Genomic DNA, 19104 nt, shown 5'->3' with positions numbered 1-19104 from the left:
CAAACCACACCCAACCGCCTGCTTCCTTCAGCTTACTTTAGGCATTAATCACAGTTACGCAGGATATTTGTGTGCAATCCAAGGAGGATAAAGGTGACAAAATGTTACTCTGACCCCAATTATTTTCCATCGGCATGTCTATATATTACCGACGACACAGCCAAACCACACCCAACCGCCTGCTTCCTTCAGCTTACTTTAGGCATTAATCACAGTTACGCAGGATATTTGTGTGCAATCCAAGGAGGATAAAGGTGACAAAATGTTACTCTGACCCCAATTATTTTCTGACCCCAATTATTATTGTAAAACCTCGGGATCGTTTAGTAACGGATCATGCATTTCCGGTATCAGATCCCCCACCGATCCAATGCACTCGCTTTTAGTTGGAAAACCCTTCTTCCAAGTTAGATTGTTCGAACTCAACCATTCTTGAACGACAGCTCGATCAGTACTCTCTTTAGAATACATCCCATCTCTCAACGAATAATGCACAAATACCTCTCCTAACCCCTTAAACCCACCAGAGTTATCGCCATGCTTATTAGACTCAAACAGCTTTCGCCATAGAATGATGTCACGCTTTCCATCTTCATCAAAATCACCGAAGTAAATCTTGCTAAGGGGTCGCCATGCGGGAATTTTCTCCATAACTAGAACACTAGCCCCACTTCGAGACAAAAAAATTGGCTCGCCAGCCTTTGGCTGACCCGGAAAATAACGCTCAACTTCGCCAGCCGGGATTTCATCACCCATCAAATAATGAGCACTAAACATGACCCTCTTATCTTCAAGAGAAAATAATATTAATCCTTTTCTAAAAAATAACACTAATTCACTTGAAGAGTCGCCATCAATATCGCCATAGCGAAGCGGGGCAAGACTCAAACAACCGCCCCCCCCCTTCGGCCTAAGCGACTGATCGAAGTAGTAATCAAACTCTCTTTCTACAGCGACAGAAAGAGGATCATCACTAACTGAAAATTTCCTGCCATGGACTGCCGCGATTTTTTCAGCGGCAGCCAGGTACTCTCCCGACAGAAATAAGTGTTCTTTATAGGGCGAGATAGGCCATGGCCCACTGACCACTCCGCGATCCAAATCAACAACCCCAACATCCGATGAATAATTCAAGACACCAAATTTTCGCTCACCATTGATTTTTACAAGAGAATGTATATCTTTAAGCCGGCTCACCGAAAGCTCGGATGCCAAACGCTCAAGATCCCACAACAGGAACTTCTGGCTTTCCGTTATCGATTCAGAATTCGCATAAATTCCAACCTCAACATTCAGCTCTTGAGATGAAACTATAGCGCTAAATACAAGCAACAAGACTGCCGTAAAAAACTGTTTTAATCTTCTCATTGGCACTCACTCCGTCTGTCGAGATCCCCAGGTTGAGCGACACCCTTTACATGCCTCTCAGTTGCATCTTTTATGCTTGAAACCACAGCCCCTGCCATCCAATCACTTTCTCGATACTCAAAGCACCAAGGTTGTCCTGATGACGAATGACCGGCGGGATAAACTCCACCCTCAAAGATATAAGCGCGAGGAGCCAGAGCCAGCTTATTAGCATCATGCATACAGAAAAGCTTTAAGATGACAGGATGTTACTCTGCCCCCAATTATTCCCAGTCAGCAATTACTTTTAACTCACTGACAGGGCACAGACTGAAAAGCTTTCTTAAATCGTCGGCGAAGTCAATATCTGGAAAATCAAACTCCAGCGTGAATAGATCTCCGTCGCGACGCCAAGCGGATAGATTGAAGGCATCTGGTCCATAACCCTCCTCCTCATCAATGAGCTCTTCCAAGTATTCATCGACAGCATCGCCAAACCTTGCTATTTTTTCTTGAAAAAGCGCGCCAGCCTCACCATCTTCCAGGCCTCTCAGGATCTTTTCCCAGTAGTCTATATCCTGCTCTCGCGCGCGAAACGTTACATCTACAACCTCACTCATCGGGCATACTCACTCTTCACCGACTCCCACAGCTGTTTTAACTCGCCCGGATATTCTGGAAGCGAATCCATACGATCAGCGAATCCGGCCAGGTATTCAAGGATAACTTCTTTATAAGGATGATCGGCCACCGCCGGATGAGGATTGAATGTCCATTGCATTAACTGACGCAGCCGAGACTGAATCTTAGTCAACCTAACACCACCATCCACGATCTCGTACCGAGCTTCTTCAAGATCCACACCTTCGAACTGAAAAAATCTCTCATCGACAAACGGAATCAATGAAAACCAGTAGTCCAACAGCTTGAACCAGTGCAACACATTTTTTTTGGGTACTGGATATCCAGGAATACGGTAGTGCCACATTCAAACTGATAATTTGCATGTAACGTTATCTTTCTACACTCACTTTCACCGGCTATATCAAAGGGGAAACAACGCTCAGAGTCGTAGGAATTCCCGAAGACGAATTTGAACAGCAACAAAGCCTGTTCGAGGGTAACGCCAGGTGCATCATGGATGCGGATCGCAAACAGAAACAAAATACTTTCATAATCCCGCTGCGTAAGCGGTTGGAACGGAGGATCGGCCAAAAATTCCCGTATCCCCTCCAGATCAAACTTTGGATAAAACTCCAAGAGATCGCCTTGATTAAGCCGCCCCTTCCCAATCAGTTCCCCCGTAAAGAAAAATGTTTTCCAGCGGTTGTAAACCTTCCGGCTAAGACCCTCCGCCACCTGACTTTCGATCTGCCGCCAGATATTTTCCCTCTCTTTTATCCAAGCCGGGTCTTTAGTAAAGCTCAGGTTATATTGCTTATCCTTACCCTTACCATTCATCATCCACCACCTCTTCCACTATATTTTCGCTTGCCCCATCAAAACCTAGCGCTATCAATTTTTTAAGAATATCCCCGGCAGAGAATAGGTCAGCCCTGCTTGCCACGACTTCACTGCCTCCAAAACTGCCCGCAATAACCGCGGACTCCTCGGCGCCACCCCTTTTAGCCGGCAGCTGGGAAAACAACCAGCGGATGCTATTTTTTTTATCCACTGCCCCCATAAAAGGGCTTTTAGCCACGGAACCATTTTTTTTGTTGGTCGCCTTGAAGTTCTGGAAGCGCCACTCAAAATTCGGTGAAACCTGCTGTAGCATTGCATTACCATTTCGACCTGCTTCCGCCTTTGTCAGCCACGCGACTCCTAAATGTGCGGCAGCGCGGTCGATATTGAACTGCTTGTGCATCGTGGAACCCTTATTGGAACCCAAGAATTCCCAACGGGTAAACGCTCCACGGCGCCGCTCCTCTTCAAACTTATAGCGCTTCGCGCTCCGATCCGTCGCCTGGGCGGCGTAAGACTTGAGCTCTATCCACCTTTCTGGTTTGTCTAGCTGCGAAAATACTCCAAGTCACCACCGTCATTATTCCGCACGAATGGAACATAGATCTTATCTTCGTCTATTCTGGGATCAGAAAGCAATATTTGGTACTTCCCTGGATTATCGATGCCCGCTGCCCCCCCCAAACTCATAAATATTGGGGTCAGAGTAGAATTATGACGCGAATTTACACTTAACGATCCCCTCGCTTTCACGCCTCTATTTCGGCCCATTCCACCAACATTCATTTTTTCGGCTAAAATCTCTGACCACATCAAATTCGCGGAATTATAAATACACGCCTTCCACCCACCGATCTCCCCTCGCGGGAAATATTAATCCCAATCTATTTTTAAACAGCAAGCAAGATACCATGATCCGCAGCTTATTCCCCATGAGAAAGCTGCGATAACGGACATTACCCCCCTGATTTCCTGGTTCTCACGGCAAGTTATGGATTCATATGCACCATCCCCGACGCTCTTAAAATAACAGCCATCATATCTTCCGCATTCACATGACCTTTTTACAGCCCGCTCACCCTCCTGGCCACCCTCCTAGCCTCCCTCCCACACACTCGGATCGGTAATACCCGCGCTAATGTGAATCTGAATCTTGCGATGGTTATTCTTGAAGGTGAAGCTCACCTTTATACTAAGCCCAGATATTGGCCCGACTCTGCCCCCTGAGCCATTCATCATGTAATAACCCGCCCCCAACCATGGTCTGCCACTGTGCGCGATTATCACCCTCCTACTGATCCCTATCTGGAAATCATTTACCAAGACACTTCACTGCTGGTGCTGGACAAGCCCTCCGGCCTGTTATCGGTCCCGGGCCGCGATCCCTTGCACCGGGACAGCCTTGCGAGCCGCGCTGAGGCGCGCTTCCCCGGAGCGATGACGGTGCACCGGCTGGATATGGATACTTCTGGGCTTGTGGTCATGGCCCGCAACGCCGTTGCGCACCGGCAACTGAGCCGGCTGTTTCAGGACAGAAAAGTCAGCAAGGTGTATTACGCAAAGGTGTGGGGCGAACTGGCGGATGCCGAGGGGGAGATCGACCTGCCGCTGATCTGCGACTGGCCCAACCGGCCTCGGCAGAAAGTGGATTTCGAGGTGGGCAAGCCTTCACTGACCCGCTGGCAGAGAGTGGCGACCGGGGAGAATTGCAGCCTGGTCAAACTGATGCCGGTGACCGGACGCTCGCATCAGTTGCGGGTTCACCTGCAGGCCATCGGCCACCCGATTCTGGGCGACCCTTTCTATGCTCATGCCCCGGCCCTTGCGGCGGCGCCCCGCCTGCTGCTGCACGCGGCGGCGCTGAGCTTTGCTCACCCGGACAGTGGCGAGGCGCTGCGCTTTGTCAGCGTTGCAGACGCGGAGCTGTTTGCACTGGGGGACGCATCCTCGTCTTTTACCTTTGTCCTTTAATCCGTGGTCTTTAATCCGCAGCCATTGAATCCCGAACCTTTTAAGCCTTATTTTTAACGCTTATTTTTTAATACTTAGCTTTTAATCCTTAGTCTTTTACCACTCAGCTTTCGAGGCTCGGCTGTGCAATTCTGGGTTTTGGACTGGCAGCCTTGCGCCCCCAGTCCTTTGCCACCTATCCGTCAGCCTTGCAGGAACCTCAGCGGAAAGAAAAATTAAGGAAAACTGGCTGGAAGGAAACTTGGGGACAAACGCGAGACCGGCAGCGGGGGCTGCCCACCGGCATTGCCCCGGAGCAAATCACTCAGGGGCAGTGCGCGAGAGCAGCTTAGGTGGTGGCGAGGCCAAGACGAGAGGTATCAGGCGGGGCGCTTGGTTTCCCCGTACAGTTCTTCCAGCATCGCCTCGATCCGGGTGGAGAGGGCCTCCTGGGTGTCGTCCACCAGAATGACGTGGCCCATCTTGCGGCCCGGGCGCAGGCTCTTGCCGTACAGCCAGACGCCCTCATTGGGAAGAGTGGGCTTCTTGTCCACGCCCAGCATGTTGATCATTACGGCGGGGCGCTCGGCGTCGGTGTCGCCCAGCGGCATGCCGAGTATCGCGCGGATATGGTTTTCAAACTGGCTGGTTTTGGCGCCGGCGAGCGTCCAGTGGCCACTGTTGTGAACCCGTGGTGCCAGCTCATTGATGAGCAGGCCGTCGTCGCTGACGAAGCACTCCATGGCCAGCACCCCCACGTAGTCCCACTCGTTCAGCAGGGTCGCCAGGTAATCCTGCGCGGCCTGTTGCAGCTTGTCGTCCACATCGGGGGCCGGGGCCTTGGAGACCAGCAGGGTGCCCTTGTAGTGATCGTTCTCGGCCAGCGGATAGGTGAGTACTTCGCCGTCGGCGCTGCGCACGCCGATCAGGGATACTTCGCGGGAAAAGTGGATGCCCTTTTCGACCACATATTCCTGTTCACCCTGGGCGATGACTTCGTCGCGGATCGCGGCCAGCGCTTCATCGCTGTCGACGCGCCACTGGTTCTTGCCGTCGTAGCCGTTTTCGCAGCTTTTGATAAAGGCGGGGTAACCCAGTTTGGCGACCGCCGCACAGATTTCGTCATAGCTGTTGGCGGGGAGGAAGGGGGCAACCGGCAGGCCGGCAGCGGTAATGGCGGTTTTTTCGCGCAGGCGGTGCTGGGTTTTCTCGAACGCATCGGGGCGCGGGTAGACTGGGCAGAACTGCTCCAGTGCCCGCAGCAGCTCGACGGACACCTGCTCGCGCTCGGCGGTGATCACCTCGGGGCTGCCCATGGCGCGGTACAGCGTCTCCACATCGGCGCCTTCGCGGGCGTGCACCACGGTGCCGAGTCCGTCCACGCAACCGGTGTTCTCGTCACCCTCGGCGAGGAAACTGAACGCGACGCCCAGGGGGCGCCCCTCCTGGGCCATCATTTGTGCCAACTGGCCGCAACCCACTATGCCAACGCGCCTGACTGCCATTCCTGTGTACCTCGCTCGTTACTCGACTGGCCTTCACTCGACCTCAAAGGGAACCTGCTCGCTCTGGCGCTCGCGCCACTCGATGAGGCGCTGCTGCAATGCCTCATCGGTCAGTGACAGCATCTGCGCGGCCATCAGGCCGGCGTTGAATGCGCCGGATGCGCCCACCGCCTGGGTGGCGACGGCCACGCCCTTGGGCATTTGGACGATGGACAGCAGGCTGTCCATACCGGTCATGAATTTGCTGGCCACCGGCACACCAATCACCGGCAGCGGCGTCATGGCGGCGATCATGCCAGGCAGGTGAGCGGAGCCGCCGGCACCGGCGATAATCACCTTGGTCCCCTTCTCGTGGGCGGTGGTGGCAAACTCCACCAGCCGCTGCGGGGTGCGGTGGGCAGATACCACGGCCGTTGCAAACGGAACCTGCAGCTCGGTGAGCGGCTTTACGGCCTTTTGCATGGTCGGCCAGTCAGACTGTGATCCCATTACGATGGTCACGAGTTCGAAGGGAATCTGTTTCACTTAGGGTTAACTCCAGTGTTGCACGAGCGCCAGATCAGCGGGTATCGCCACCAGCATTTTCAGGGGATGGCAAGCGCCAGGGACAGCATCATCCACTGGCTGGCAATGGCGCGAAGCCGGTCTGCGACAGCGCCATTAGCGCCCCATCAGCGCCTTAACAAAGGCGCTGATCCCCGGGACCACCAGCGGAAATCCGCCGCCGAGGGGCTGCCCCGCTGCTGTGTCCGCACAGGCTTTGCCGACCGCCCCGAATTAAAAGGGCGCAAGCATACCAAAACCCCGCAAGAAAGCACGCTGTATGGGGCTTCCCGACGATGTGACCAGTTCACCCAATCCAGACACCAGCAGGCCCGGCGGCAGGGGCCATGCGCTGGGTGATGCTGCGCTCATGTCGTGCTCGGTGCTGTGGCCATGGTTGCGGTCTCTCCTCGCCCCTTTTAACTACTTTTACGCCTTGCGTAAGCCCCGGCTGCGAGCGCTTACTGGCCAGACTGACACTGGACGGGATCAGAGGCTGTGGCACCGCAACAGGCTCGCCAGAAGTGCTGGACCCGCTACAGGCACAGCGAGAGGCTGCTATCGATCAGAAAGCTGCAAAGTAAGCTGCATAGTAAGCCGCATAAACGCAAGAATAATAAGGGGGGAAAACACTAAGAGCGGCCAGGTAAGACGGCCAAGAAAGGACGAGATGGGCGTGATTGGCGAGTGGACAGGTTCAACTGTGACAAGATCGAGAGGGGCAAGATGGACAGAAGCGGGCGCGGGTCAATACAGGCATCGGCGACCGCCCCTCAAAGCTCGCCGGCGCCCCTGGCCTGAGTCACCGGGATAAGCGCCCCCTTCTACCTCTGCTGTTCCATCAAAACAAACTCTGCACAGCGTTTCCGCCACCCCGTTACCATCAGTCCGGCTCCCTCGGTTCGCTTCATCAGTCCGCCTCCATCAGTCCGACTGCAGCGCAGCGTCTCGGCAGGTCAGTCCCGGTAGCAGGGATCGATGCGGTCCAGTTTGCGCAGCAACCCCGGCCACGCCAGCAAGCCGCCCTGACTGCTGGTCACCTTGTCGCCCTCGCTGACAATCTTGTCGACGATCGCCTGCGGCACTGCCGTCAGGGGCTGGCCGCCGGCCAGTGCCGCCACCTGAATCTCACAGGCGCGCTGCAGGATAAACATGGCGAGGAAGGCGTCGGGGATGGTCGGCGCGCAGGTGAGCAGGCCGTGATTGCGCAGGATCATAAAGTTGGCCGCGCCCAGATCCCGCACCAGACGCGCTTTCTCGTCGTCGCGCACGGCGATACCTTCGTAATCGTGATAGGCGAGTCCCGCCAGGGGAAACAGCGACTGCTGCGACAGAGGCAGCAGTCCCTCGCGCTGCGCCGATACCGCCACCCCCGCGGTGGTGTGCGTATGCATGACACACTGGGCGTCCTCGCGGGCCTGATGAATCGCGCTGTGGATGGTGAACCCGGCCGGATTTACCCAAAAAGGACTCTCATCGACTTTTTCGCCATTGAGATCGATCTTCACCAGACTGGAGGCGGTAATTTCCTCGAACAGCGCGCCGAAGGGGTTGATCAGAAAGTGATGCTCCGGCCCGGGGATACGCACAGACAGGTGGGTAAAAATCAGATCGTCCCAACCGTAGTGGGCAACCAGGCGATAGGCGGCCGCCAGATCCACACGCAACTGCCACTCCGCTTCACTGACGCGATCTTTGAGGCCGGGATCGGCCAATGTATTCGGCTTGCCCGGCGTATTCTGCTTATCCCCTGCAGCCTGTTTATCCTGCGTAGCTTTTTTATCCGCTGTCGCCTGCATGGCCTTTCCCTCTCGCTGTGACGGTTTTTTCGTGTTATCGGCGCATTGTAAAAACAGGCTGGTCAATCAGACTGTCAACTCCTTTACACTTGGCAGATGATCGAACCCCTGCCGATACTCCGCTCCTGCCCCCTGCTTGCCGGGCTGCCCGAAGAGGCCCTGCACGAGCTTGCGCCATTGGCGCGCGGCCAGCACTACAAGGGCGATGAGGTCATCTACCTGCCAGGCTCCATGCAGAGCCAGCTTTCCATCGTTGCCGAGGGGCGGGTGCGTATCTGCTCCAGCAATGCAAGGGGACGCGAGGCGACCCTGGCGATCCTGGATACCGGCACCTGGTTTGGCGATACGGTATTTTCCCCGGGCGCTCCGCGGGTGTTCGGCGCCACCGCCCATGACGACTGCACCGTGCTCGACCTTCCCGGCACCGCGCTGCGCTCGCTGTTGCAGCGCTACCCGCAGGGCTACCCGGTGGCGCTGGATCTGGTCAGCCGCCGGCTGTGGTCGGTGATGTCGATCCTGCAGGACGATGTATTGCGGGGGACCGAAGCGCGAATCGGGCGGCGGCTGCTGTATCTTGCGCAGATGCACAACGCCAGTGAGGACAAGGGCGCGGCAAGCTTTCGCCTGACCCGCGAACTGATCGCCAATATGATGGGCATGACCCGGCAGGGGGTACACCGGGTGCTGAAAAATATCGAGGCGCAGGGGCTGGTGGAATTTGCCTATGGCCGGGTGACCGTTCCCGACCCGGCGCGCCTGCAGGCTTATATTGAGACGCTGGACTGAGGCCACGCACGCAAAGCCGCTTTCCCACGCCGATCCCGAAAGCAGACTGCGAAAACCGACTGCGAAAACTGTTAGCGGAGAAATAGCCGCTGCCGCTGCGCCGGCATCAGCCGGCTTCGGATAACCCGCCGGCGGCGCCCGCGGGCTTTTGCACCGAGGGAATCACGCGGCGGCCATAGGCGGCGAGCAGAAAGCCAATGGGGCACATGAGTATGCCGTAGATGGCCGAGGGCACCGACATCTCGCTGGAATGCAGCAGCGAGAGCGTCACCATCAGGCCCAGAGTGCCATTTTTGATGCCCAGCTCCGTAGCCACCGCCAGCGCCTGCGGGCGCGACAAGCCACAGGCACGACTGCACAGCAAGCCCAGCCCGACACCCAGTAAATTCAGCAACAGAGCAGAGGGGCCGGCCTGCGCCATCAGCGCCGGGAAACGGTCACGGATACCATAGACCAGCGCAACCACCAGCACCGCCAGCACCAGCCCGCCGAACACACTCACCGCGCCCTCTGCGCGGCTGGCCATATGCGGCCACAGGGCCTTGATGACCATGCCGATCACCACCGGCAGCAGCACAATGGTCGAGAGCATGGCGATGGTTCTGCCGAATGGCAGCACGATTTCACGTTCGGCGCCGATAAAAAACTGCAGCGCGTAATTGGTGAAAACCGGCAGGGTCATCACGGTGATCAGGCTGGCGGACACCGTCAATACAATCGACAGCGCCACGTTACCCCGCGCCAACAAAGTAAAAAGGTTGGAGGTGGTGCCACCGGGGCAGGCGGCGATAATCACCAGGCCGACGGCGATCTCGGGCGGCAGTGCCAGCAGCCAGCAGAGGGCAAACGCGATCGCGGGCATGACCAGTATCTGTGCGATGGTGCCGATAATCAGGCCGGCCGGCTTTACCGTCACCTGATGAAATTCCCGCGCGGTCAGCGTCATGCCGATACCGATCATAATGATAAACAGGGCGATCGGCAGACCGACCGAGATCAAAGGGCCTGATTCCACGGGCATTTCCTCTCAATAATTTTCGTTGTTATTTTCTTTGTAGATATATTGCTGGCAGTTATTTTGCCTGCGTTTGCCAACGCACTGGAAAACCCTAGCACAGGCCCGCAGGCGGCACCGGCTTTTTAAGTCCGCAGCCACGGCCGCCGCGATTTACCGGGCAAGCATTTGGCGGCATCATGAATGAGTCGCGCAATGTATCTGTGCAATTGAGCGGCGCCATCTTGTGATGCAATCCAGCGATGCCATGTAATGACTGATTACTCCGCCGCCATCGAAGCGGACCACTGGGCCAACCTACTGTGGGCGGTGAGCGCGGCGCCTATCGTGCGGGATTGCGCCCTGCCCCTGCTGAGCGCAGGGCGGCAGGCGGCGCTGGAGGAATTTTTCGCCCGGCAAGAAACCCGTGGGCATCTACACAGCGCCCTGCAAACCTTTCTGGCACAGCACCCATCTCCCCGGCTGGGGGTTTATTTCGAAAACCTGTGGGCCTTTGCGTTCGAACAGCATCCCGATTACCAGCTACTGGCGCGCAACCTGCCCCTGCGCGTGCCGGGACGCACTCTGGGGGAGCTGGACTTTGTGGTGCGCCACCGGCCTAGCGGGCGCACCGAACACTGGGAGATAGCCGTAAAGTTTTATCTGCAGATGGGCGAGCAGCAGTGGGTCGGCCCGGGGCTGCGGGACCGCCTGGATATAAAGCTGGCGCGTATGCGCGACCACCAACTGCCCATCGCCCTCGGCCCCGCCGCCAGCGCCGAGCTGGCCCGGCACGGATGGCAACTGTCCCGGCAGTGGGCCCTGATGCCCGGGCGCCTGTTCCGCCCCCTCGGCGAGACACAGCCGCTCCCCGCGGGAATCAATCCGGCGGTCAGTCACTACTGGTGGGCGACGCCCGCGACTTTTCTGCGCCACTGGCAAACCCCCTCAAGAGACGACTCACAAGACGACTCACAAAAAAACGCACAAGAAGACTCGCAAAATCACGCTCAAAAGCGCGATAAAGACCGCTTGCAAACCCACAGCCGGAGCCCATTTGCCGACGGTAATGGCCACAGCGATGGCGACAGCAAGCGCGATAACGAGAGAGCAACACCGCAGACGTTGCAGCAGTGGCGCTGGGTCAGGCTGCCGAAAACCGCCTGGCTTGCCGACGATGGCTATGGGGTGACGGGCGGGGTCGACGCTGACAGGCTGATCGCGGATTTTTTGCGTCAGACAAATCCCCACCCCTGGTGCGTAGCCGCCCGCTTTCAGAACCGGGAGGTAAGCCGGGGCTTTATTGTGCCGGAGGACTGGCCCCACCGGGCGCTGGCGGCGTTGCGGGAAGAACCCTGAGCCCGGCCCTTCCCCGCCGATCGAGGCCGACACTTATGAGAAAGCTGCAATAGCCGATATTGAGGCCTGAGCTGCAGGGCGGGAAGTGGCACTCTCACCCCCACCTCAACAAGCCTTCACCCAACTCACGAGCAGCCCCCAACTCACAAGCCCCCCAACTCATCCCTGCCCTAATTTATGCATACCATCACCCACTATCCTCGCCCGGCTCGGGCGGCCGCGCCTGGCTTCACCCTGCCTTTGCCACCGCACTCATTAGCCTGACTGGCCCCGCCCACGGCGGTATCCGCAGGCCCAGCCTGCCCCTGTCAGTATTGACAGGATGCATATGGCGCAAGATATGTTTAGAATTTTCAAAAATTTCTGAAAACTCAAAAATATTATGGAATTACTAACCGGCCAGACCAAGGCCTTTGTCTTGCACTTTGGCGAGATGGGCAGCCGCTGGGGCTTTAACCGCACTGTGGGGCAGATGCTTGCCCTGCTCACCGTGCACGCTGAGCCATTGAATGCAGATCAGCTGGCCGAGGCGCTGCATATCAGCCGCGGCAACGTGAGCATGGGTTTGAAAGAACTTCAGGCATGGCGCCTGGTGGAGCTGCGCCACAAACCGGGGGATCGCAAGGATTACTTCACCGCCGCCGGCTCCATCTGGCAGATGGCCCGCACCGTGTTCGAGGAGCGCCGCAAGCGTGAACTGGAGCCGACCCTGTCCCTGCTCCGCCAGCAGTTGCTGAACGATCCCGACAACGAGCGCGAAGCCCAGGCCCAGGAAAAAATGCGCGAAGTCTACGATTTACTGGAACTGCTGGACCAGTTTGCCACCACGTTGAGCCGGCTGGATGAGCGAGACCTGCTAAAACTGATGAAACTGGGTTCGGGCATTACCCGACTGCTTGAGCTCCGCGAAAAGGTCAAGGGAGGTGCCACCAACAAGACCAGCCGCTAAGGACTGGAGCGTTCAATCCCAGCCCACCACGGAGAGCCACACGCCAGAGCAAGAGGTCGCCATGCTGGACACCCTAATGCTGTCGAGAATTCAGTTCGCAGCCAATATCAGCTTTCACATCCTGTTTCCCACCATCACCATTGCGCTGGGCTGGATTCTTTTCTATTTCAAACTGCGCCACGACCAGACCGACAACCCGGTATGGATGCGCGCCTACCGCTTCTGGGTCAAGGTGTTTGCGCTCAATTTTGCCCTCGGGGTTGTGAGCGGCATCACCATGTCGTTCCAGTTCGGCACCAACTGGCCGGGCTTTATGGAAACAGTGGGCAATATCGCCGGCCCGCTGCTGGGTTACGAAGTACTCACTGCGTTTTTCCTTGAGGCCACCTTCCTCGGCATTATGCTGTTCGGCATCAACCGGGTCTCCAGCAAGGTGCACACCTTCTCGGCTTTTGTGGTGGCGGTGGGCACGACCCTGTCGGCTTTCTGGATACTGTCACTGGATTCCTGGATGCAAACGCCCACCGGCTTTGAAATGCGCGATGGCGTCGCCCATGTCACCAGCTGGCTGGAAGTGATTTTCAATCCCTCCTTCCCCTATCGCCTCACCCATATGCTGATCGCCTCCGGCCTCACCGCGAGCTTCTTTGTCGCCGGACTGTCCGCCTACCGCATTCTTAAAGGCGATCACAAACAGGCGCCGAGACTGGCCTTGAAGACCGGACTGGTGATCGCCGCGCTGCTGGCGCCCATCCAGGCTTTTGTGGGCGACCTGCACGGCCTCAATACCCTCAAGCACCAGCCGCAGAAAGTCGCGGCCATGGAAGCCATCTGGGAGACCGGGCGCGAAGTGCCGCTGATCCTCTTTGCCATTCCCGATGAGGAGGAGCGCACCAACCACTTTGAAGTGAGCGTGCCCTATCTGGCGAGCCTGATCCTGACCCACAGCGTGGACGGCGAGATCGTCGGGCTCGACGATTTCGAAGGCGATCATCCACCGGTGGGCCCGGTATTCTTTGGCTTCCGGGTGATGGTGGCCATGGGCCTGTTGATGATCGCCGTGGCCTGGAGCGGCTGCTACTACCTGCGCCGGCGCGGCGAACTGCCGGTGTGGATGCTGAGGACCATGGTGGCGATGACCTTTTCCGGCTGGGTTGCCACCCTCGCCGGCTGGTATGTCACCGAGATCGGCCGCCAGCCCTGGCTGGTCACCGGGGTGCTGACCACCGCCGATGCGGTGACCCCGCTGGCCCCCGCCAACGTGGGCTTCTCGCTGGCGCTGTATCTGATCGTCTACGTGATCCTGATGGTGGCCTATATCCACACCCTGCGCGTGATGGCCCTCAAGGCCGTGGCGGTGGAGGAATTCGAAACCTCGTCACCGCAAAGGCAAGGCACCATTACCAATCTGCCCGGCAAAACCGAGGAGGGACAGGCATGAGCATTGCAACCATGACCTTCAATGAGTGGCTGCCGGTAATCTTTATCGGCATCATGGGCCTTGCGGTACTCGTCTACGCCGTGCTGGATGGCTACGACCTCGGCGTGGGCATTCTGCTGCCCATGCAGGAGCAAGACGAACCGCAGCGCGACACCATGATCGCCTCCATCGGTCCCTTTTGGGATGCCAATGAAACCTGGCTGGTACTGGCTATCGGTATCCCGCTGATCGCTTTCCCCAGCGCCCTCAGCCTGATGATGTTCAATCTTTATATTCCCGTGGCCATCATGCTGATTGGACTGATCATGCGCGGTGTGGCCTTCGACTTCCGCGCTAAAGCGGCGGTGGATCACAAGCTGGCCTGGGACCGGGTATTCAAGAGTGGCTCGCTGCTGACCGCCCTGTCGCAGGGTTATATGCTCGGCCAGTACGTGATGGGATTTGCGAGCGGCTGGCAGGCACAGATGTTCTCTCTGCTGAGCGCTTTCGGCGTCACCGCCGCCTACGGCTATATCGGCGCCTGCTGGGTGGTGATGAAAACCGAAGGGGCGCTGCAGAAGCGCGCGGTGCCCTGGGCCCGTCGCGCCGGCAAAGCCACGCTGATCGGGGTGGTGGCGGTCTCCGTGGTGAACCCGCTGGTGAACCCGGGGGTTTTCGACCGCTGGTTTACCCATCCGTTGATCATGTTCGTGCTGCTGATTCCCACCCTGACCCTGGCCATCTTTCTGGTGAACGACCGCCTACTGAAAAGGCTGCCCAAGGAAAACGACCGCCACTGCCGGGTTCCCTTCTTCCTGACCATGGGCATCTTCGTGCTGTGCTTTTCCGGCCTCGCCTTCAGCTTCTTTCCGGAGATCGTGCCCGGGCGGCTGAATATCTGGCAGGCGGCCAGCTCGCCGGAATCACTGACCTTTATCTTCGTGGGTGCCGCCATCGTGGTGCCGCTGATCCTTCTCTACACGGCTTATTCCTACTACGTGTTCTGGGGCAAGGCGACTGAACTGAAGTATCACTGATAGGCTGCCAGGTCCTAGCGGGTAATACCACAAGGCCCCGATGCTTGGTGTCGGCGCCTTGTGGTTTTTTAATGGACGGTTTATTGCGGGTGCGCTTTGCTGTAAGCCCGCCGGAAAGCGTCCTTTGCAAGAATTGATTCTCTGGTCTGCTTCTTCGCTTCTCAGGGTTATATTTCCAGCCAGGATTTTCAGGCTGTTCCTCTAAGTAAGCGCCATTTCCGAGTGCTTTCTCTGCGCTCCTTTCCGGAAGCCTGTATGCACACAACCGGGCCATGATATTGCCGTTATTGCCGGAATGGCCAGAAGACCCCCAATAACAGCGTTGGCCGCGGTCTCCGGACTTTCCCACCGGCCTTCGCCTCCATGACTTTCTCTACAAGTTTCTCCAGCGACTGCTGAACTGTCTCCTTCACAGTTTCCTTAACAGCTTCCTTAACAGCTTCCTTCACAGCCTCGTCCACGGCTTTTGGCACCGTCATCGAAACAGGCTGGTAGCGAGTTTGCTTCACCATGCTTGATTAGCCGATTGATCAGCCAATTATCCGGCTACCCCCACCTTGCTCCATATCAGTGCCATCTTTGTCAGCACTGCCGCTCCTGTCATCACCGGCATTTCCATCATTATCGCCATTACCTTCAGTACTGCATTCTCCGTCATTACCGCTTTAAAGGGTGCTTCAGCCCACATCAGCACCCAATACGAGCCATTGCTAATCGTCAGGGTTCAGACTCAATAAAAATTGTGAACTTTAAACGCTGCCTTTCCCAACCTGGTTCTTACTGCGTTCACTATCAGGTTCTTTATCCCGCCTTTATTCCGCCCTTATCCCGCCCTTATCCATCTCTTCAGCAAGCGCCACATTCTCAATCACGTGCCATAAGATGTTATTTTAGGCGCCACCACTAGGTGTCGCGCAGGTGTCGCGCAGGTGTCGCGCAGGTGTCGCGCAGGTGTCGCGCAGGTGTCTCGCAGGTGTCGCATGATGTGGTTTTTAACGCCATTTAGCGGGTTTTAGCTTATTTCTTAACTGCCTTTTAGCCTGCTTAAACCTGTAAAACCAGACCAATTTCAACTGCTCCTGCCGCTTGTCGATAACACCCAGTAATTAAATAGATTTGATTAAATGGCGATTGGATAATAATTTTATGAACCAGATCACACGCAAAGTGCTTACTGGTTGCACATTAAAGGCGCCTGCAAGATAATCAGGTAGAACCGGACGGCAGTGCCGGCGCTCACCAGAGTCAGGGCAGTGGATATAAACGCCGTTTTCAAGTGCTCCTGAAATACGCCTTGAGCGTATTTATCCTAAGCACTTTTAAACCATGCGCGTAAGCGGGCACTGGTGACGACGATATAAATAATAAAAACTGAACCATAGCGATCTGCACAATCACAACGTAAACGATAAAAACAGAATAACAATAATGTAAAAATGTCTTAGCCCGGCTTCCAGGCCCGGCTGCAAAAGAGAGCTAGCGAGCGTTGACTGATACCACCCCCCCACTGCGACGGAGAAGGTACACCACCCAACCCCGCAGACCGCAAAGGAAAAATGGCCGAGAGAAGTTCGAGGCACTGCTCGATGCTCTCGATGGACTGCTGCAATTCCGCGAGACCACGGAAATCAGCCTTGCAGACCTGAGTGAAGCGGCCGGCGTACCCGCAGCTTCGGTGTATCACTTCTTTCCCAACCGCGAGGCGCTGTTCACCGCTTTGATGCAACGGCATCTGGATACCATGGGCGAAATCCTTGCCGGCACCGGAAAAGAAGCTACCTGGCAACAGCGCACAGAAACCTTCCTGGACCAGTTACAACAACAGTTGTGCACCAGCGAGTCGGTGATGAAGATGCGCTTTGGCCCGGCTCCAGGCTGGGCGATACGGGAGATGTTGCTGGAAGACCGCAACCGCCTGGGGCTGCAGCTACTGGACCTTCTGGATGCGGAGTTTGATATCCCCTCCTCCTCCCGCTGGCCCGAGCGCTTCCACATAGCAATGAACATTGCCGAAAGTATCTGGTCTGGCGCCTACGGCCGTTATGGTCAGGTCAACCAATTCAGTGTCACCGAGGCGAGGCGCGCCACCATCGCCTACCTCACCTACTTCTTCGGCCAGCGCCTGCCGCTGCGTGAAGAAAAGTCGGGGGAAAAGCCGGATGCAACACCGAATAAAGCACATCGTTACGAAGAGGAAGAGGCGCTGGTGGACTAAAGGCTCCGCTTAGCCATATGCACCTGTTGCGCACCTGCGTGTGACGGTGCACGACTGGCGGCCAGCGGCTGGAAGCAGCCCAGGGCAAACCGATGGGCTATACCCGGCTTATTCTGTGCAACCCTTCTATCCAGCTTCCTCGATCCAACTTCCTCTATTCGGCGCGTGCTAGGCGGCCAGCGGCGGCCGGCTACAGGTGACTATAGGTGACCGGTTTTCACGTAGATCAGCGCACCATCCTCACGAGTAAACGGGGTGTGCTCGCTTAGGTGCGGGCTGCGAATCCAGCTCCCCTGCGGGTACTCGCCATGCTCATCGAAGAAAGTACCCTCAATCACCAGGATCTCCTCTCCGCCGAGGTGCACATGCCGCTGGAACTGCGTAAACGGCGCCCAGCGCACCAGTGCCACACGCTCGCCTTCCAGCTCATGCAGTCCCAATACAGACAGCCCCGGCACTAGGCCCGGCCGCCAGTCCGCCGAGCGGGTATCGATGACTGAGCGTGTTTTTTCCCTGTCGCTGTGCTGGTGCAGCTTGACGAAGATGGTACAGCCCTGCGGCCCGACATTGGGACTGTGACTGGAACCGATGGGGTTGCGCAGATAAGTCCCCACCGGATAGGTGCCGTGCTCATCGCCAAAGGCCCCTTCAAGTACCAGGATTTCCTCACCCCCACCGTGGGTATGTTCGGTAAAAGTGCTGTTCGGCGCATAGCGCACAATCGAGGTCGCCCGGGCCACCTCCTCGCCTATACGGTCGAGCATCATGCGCTCAACCCCGGCTACCGGCGAGGGGCGCCACTCATATTGATCCGGGTGGATAACCACCCTGCGCGCAAAGTCCGCATTCAAATTCACAGTACAACTCCCAACACTACAACTCCTAATTGCCGATCCGCGACCGGCTCCCGAGCAGTTGCCATTGACTACATTGCCCAAGTAGCGAACAGCATGGCCGTACGCCCAAGCAATAAATCTCTGCATACGACGCCATTGCCAATTGGATCATCAGCAATGCCTTCTCGACATTAAAACAAACACGACTATACATTCTGGTTATTTCATGGAGTGACCTGTGCATTACCCAGCCCCGATGACTGCGCCAGATACACCCCCGAGACTACACTGATGCTGTGGCCTTTCGATAACTTTACGTTGACGAATTCAGATTAATGAGCCTGCATTGATGATGCGTACCGGTTGATGATTTCGCATTCCCGAGTTCGCATCGAAAAATTCAGAGGAGCACGCCATGCTAATACCCTCCCACTCCCTCGAGAAAGACTTTCCGGAATACAGCGATACCATTCAGCGCCTCAACCGGGAGGACCTGAAGTTTAAGCAGGAAAGCGAGACCTACCACAAGCTGGACAAACAGATTCGCGGGCTGGAAGAGTGCGGAGTCACCACCGACGACAATCATTACAACTCCCTGAAAATACAGCGCGCGCATCTGAAGGACCGTCTGTATCAGCGTATCAGCAGCGGCCACTAGCCGCTGTTACTCTCGCCCGTGGAGTGGCACCGCACAACCCCCTCTGCCTCGCAGCCAATTTCTCACCAGCGGCTGATGGCAATACAGGGGGAGGTTTGTGGCGGGTCAACTTTTAGCGCGCAATCTACTAGCATGGCGTCTTCTGTCCAGACGGCTCCCGCCGCGACGGCTTTCTCCACAGGACTTTCAGACAACAAACCTGCGCAACCGGGAATCCAGCCTGCATGATGCATGACTGCAAA

At 56.7% G+C, this 19104-nt stretch carries 19 protein-coding genes; 8 read left to right on the top strand and 11 right to left on the bottom strand.

All coding sequences use genetic code 11. The annotated features are described in order from the left end of the window. Positions 1 to 300: 300 nt before the first annotated feature. The 5 genes from ABEA58_RS07465 to ABEA58_RS07445 all read right to left on the bottom strand — a co-directional run bounded on the left by ABEA58_RS07465 (position 301) and on the right by ABEA58_RS07445 (position 3214). Positions 301 to 1368 (bottom strand): hypothetical protein, encoded by a 1068-nt coding sequence (locus ABEA58_RS07465; RefSeq protein ID WP_345550231.1) that lies wholly within the window; start codon positions 1366 to 1368, stop codon positions 301 to 303. Between the two features lie 263 nt (positions 1369 to 1631). Beyond that, positions 1632 to 1967, bottom strand: coding sequence for a hypothetical protein (locus tag ABEA58_RS07460; protein WP_345550230.1), 336 nt, complete (start codon positions 1965 to 1967; stop codon positions 1632 to 1634). Then, complete coding sequence (locus tag ABEA58_RS07455) at positions 1964 to 2269, bottom strand: hypothetical protein (RefSeq protein WP_345550229.1); 306 nt, start codon at positions 2267 to 2269, stop codon at positions 1964 to 1966. Before ABEA58_RS07455 ends, ABEA58_RS07460 begins: the two co-directional genes overlap by 4 nt. After that, positions 2248 to 2811: a hypothetical protein gene (locus ABEA58_RS07450; protein WP_345550228.1), complete on the bottom strand. Its 564-nt coding sequence runs from the start codon at positions 2809 to 2811 to the stop codon at positions 2248 to 2250. Before ABEA58_RS07450 ends, ABEA58_RS07455 begins: the two co-directional genes overlap by 22 nt. After that, complete coding sequence (locus ABEA58_RS07445) at positions 2798 to 3214, bottom strand: hypothetical protein (RefSeq protein ID WP_345550227.1); 417 nt, start codon at positions 3212 to 3214, stop codon at positions 2798 to 2800. The genes ABEA58_RS07450 and ABEA58_RS07445 overlap by 14 nt, the downstream gene beginning before the upstream one ends. A gap of 869 nt (positions 3215 to 4083) precedes the next feature. Here ABEA58_RS07445 and ABEA58_RS07440 point away from each other — a divergent pair. Beyond that, the gene (locus ABEA58_RS07440; protein WP_345550226.1) at positions 4084 to 4782 is read left to right on the top strand and encodes a pseudouridine synthase; all 699 of its coding nucleotides are present in this window, start codon (positions 4084 to 4086) and stop codon (positions 4780 to 4782) included. 359 nt (positions 4783 to 5141) lie between these two features. Here the strand turns inward: ABEA58_RS07440 and ABEA58_RS07435 are convergent, their stop codons facing one another. From ABEA58_RS07435 to ABEA58_RS07425, 3 genes are all read right to left on the bottom strand, one after another. After that, positions 5142 to 6266: a 5-(carboxyamino)imidazole ribonucleotide synthase gene (locus tag ABEA58_RS07435; RefSeq protein WP_345550225.1), complete on the bottom strand. Its 1125-nt coding sequence runs from the start codon at positions 6264 to 6266 to the stop codon at positions 5142 to 5144. A gap of 33 nt (positions 6267 to 6299) precedes the next feature. Next, a complete protein-coding gene (purE, locus tag ABEA58_RS07430) occupies positions 6300 to 6791 on the bottom strand; it encodes a 5-(carboxyamino)imidazole ribonucleotide mutase (protein ID WP_425563521.1) in 492 nt (163 codons plus the stop codon). Between the two features lie 974 nt (positions 6792 to 7765). Further along, entirely contained in the window at positions 7766 to 8608 is an 843-nt protein-coding gene (locus ABEA58_RS07425) for a class II aldolase/adducin family protein (protein WP_345550224.1), read from the bottom strand. 96 nt (positions 8609 to 8704) lie between these two features. Between ABEA58_RS07425 and ABEA58_RS07420 the strand changes: the two genes are divergently transcribed. Beyond that, positions 8705 to 9394: a Crp/Fnr family transcriptional regulator gene (locus ABEA58_RS07420; protein ID WP_345550223.1), complete on the top strand. Its 690-nt coding sequence runs from the start codon at positions 8705 to 8707 to the stop codon at positions 9392 to 9394. A gap of 106 nt (positions 9395 to 9500) precedes the next feature. Here ABEA58_RS07420 and ABEA58_RS07415 read toward each other — a convergent pair whose 3' ends face one another. Continuing rightward, a complete protein-coding gene (locus tag ABEA58_RS07415) occupies positions 9501 to 10409 on the bottom strand; it encodes a bile acid:sodium symporter family protein (RefSeq protein ID WP_345550222.1) in 909 nt (302 codons plus the stop codon). Positions 10410 to 10661: 252 nt separating this feature from the next. Here ABEA58_RS07415 and ABEA58_RS07410 point away from each other — a divergent pair, with 252 nt between their 5' ends. The 4 genes from ABEA58_RS07410 to cydB all read left to right on the top strand — a co-directional run bounded on the left by ABEA58_RS07410 (position 10662) and on the right by cydB (position 15153). Further along, a complete protein-coding gene (locus ABEA58_RS07410) occupies positions 10662 to 11747 on the top strand; it encodes a DUF1853 family protein (protein WP_345550221.1) in 1086 nt (361 codons plus the stop codon). Between the two features lie 382 nt (positions 11748 to 12129). Next, positions 12130 to 12696 carry a GbsR/MarR family transcriptional regulator gene (locus ABEA58_RS07405; protein WP_345550220.1) on the top strand — a complete coding sequence of 189 codons (567 nt, stop codon included), beginning with the start codon at positions 12130 to 12132 and terminating at the stop codon, positions 12694 to 12696. A 61-nt stretch (positions 12697 to 12757) separates the two neighbouring features. Further along, positions 12758 to 14137 carry a cytochrome ubiquinol oxidase subunit I gene (locus ABEA58_RS07400; RefSeq protein WP_345550219.1) on the top strand — a complete coding sequence of 460 codons (1380 nt, stop codon included), beginning with the start codon at positions 12758 to 12760 and terminating at the stop codon, positions 14135 to 14137. Further along, the gene (cydB, locus tag ABEA58_RS07395; RefSeq protein ID WP_345550218.1) at positions 14134 to 15153 is read left to right on the top strand and encodes a cytochrome d ubiquinol oxidase subunit II; all 1020 of its coding nucleotides are present in this window, start codon (positions 14134 to 14136) and stop codon (positions 15151 to 15153) included. Before ABEA58_RS07400 ends, cydB begins: the two co-directional genes overlap by 4 nt. 284 nt (positions 15154 to 15437) lie before the next feature. On the opposite strand, the gene ABEA58_RS07390 is transcribed toward cydB, so the two are convergent. After that, positions 15438 to 15665, bottom strand: coding sequence for a hypothetical protein (locus ABEA58_RS07390; protein WP_345550217.1), 228 nt, complete (start codon positions 15663 to 15665; stop codon positions 15438 to 15440). 974 nt (positions 15666 to 16639) lie between these two features. On the opposite strand from ABEA58_RS07390, the gene ABEA58_RS07385 reads away from it, so the two are divergent. Then, positions 16640 to 17368 (top strand): TetR/AcrR family transcriptional regulator, encoded by a 729-nt coding sequence (locus ABEA58_RS07385; protein WP_345550216.1) that lies wholly within the window; start codon positions 16640 to 16642, stop codon positions 17366 to 17368. A gap of 200 nt (positions 17369 to 17568) precedes the next feature. On the opposite strand, the gene ABEA58_RS07380 is transcribed toward ABEA58_RS07385, so the two are convergent. Next, positions 17569 to 18225, bottom strand: a complete 657-nt coding sequence (locus tag ABEA58_RS07380; RefSeq protein WP_345550214.1) for a cupin domain-containing protein — start codon at positions 18223 to 18225, stop codon at positions 17569 to 17571. Between the two features lie 394 nt (positions 18226 to 18619). On the opposite strand from ABEA58_RS07380, the gene ABEA58_RS07375 reads away from it, so the two are divergent. Continuing rightward, the gene (locus ABEA58_RS07375; protein ID WP_345550213.1) at positions 18620 to 18862 is read left to right on the top strand and encodes an HP1242/YdcH family protein; all 243 of its coding nucleotides are present in this window, start codon (positions 18620 to 18622) and stop codon (positions 18860 to 18862) included. Positions 18863 to 19104: the final 242 nt, after the last annotated feature.

It is taken from the genome of Microbulbifer aestuariivivens, from assembly GCF_039545115.1.
Taxonomy (GTDB): domain Bacteria; phylum Pseudomonadota; class Gammaproteobacteria; order Pseudomonadales; family Cellvibrionaceae; genus Microbulbifer; species Microbulbifer aestuariivivens.
The sequence above is the reverse complement of the archived record's forward strand: the minus strand, read 5'-3'. Positions and strand labels throughout refer to the sequence as shown.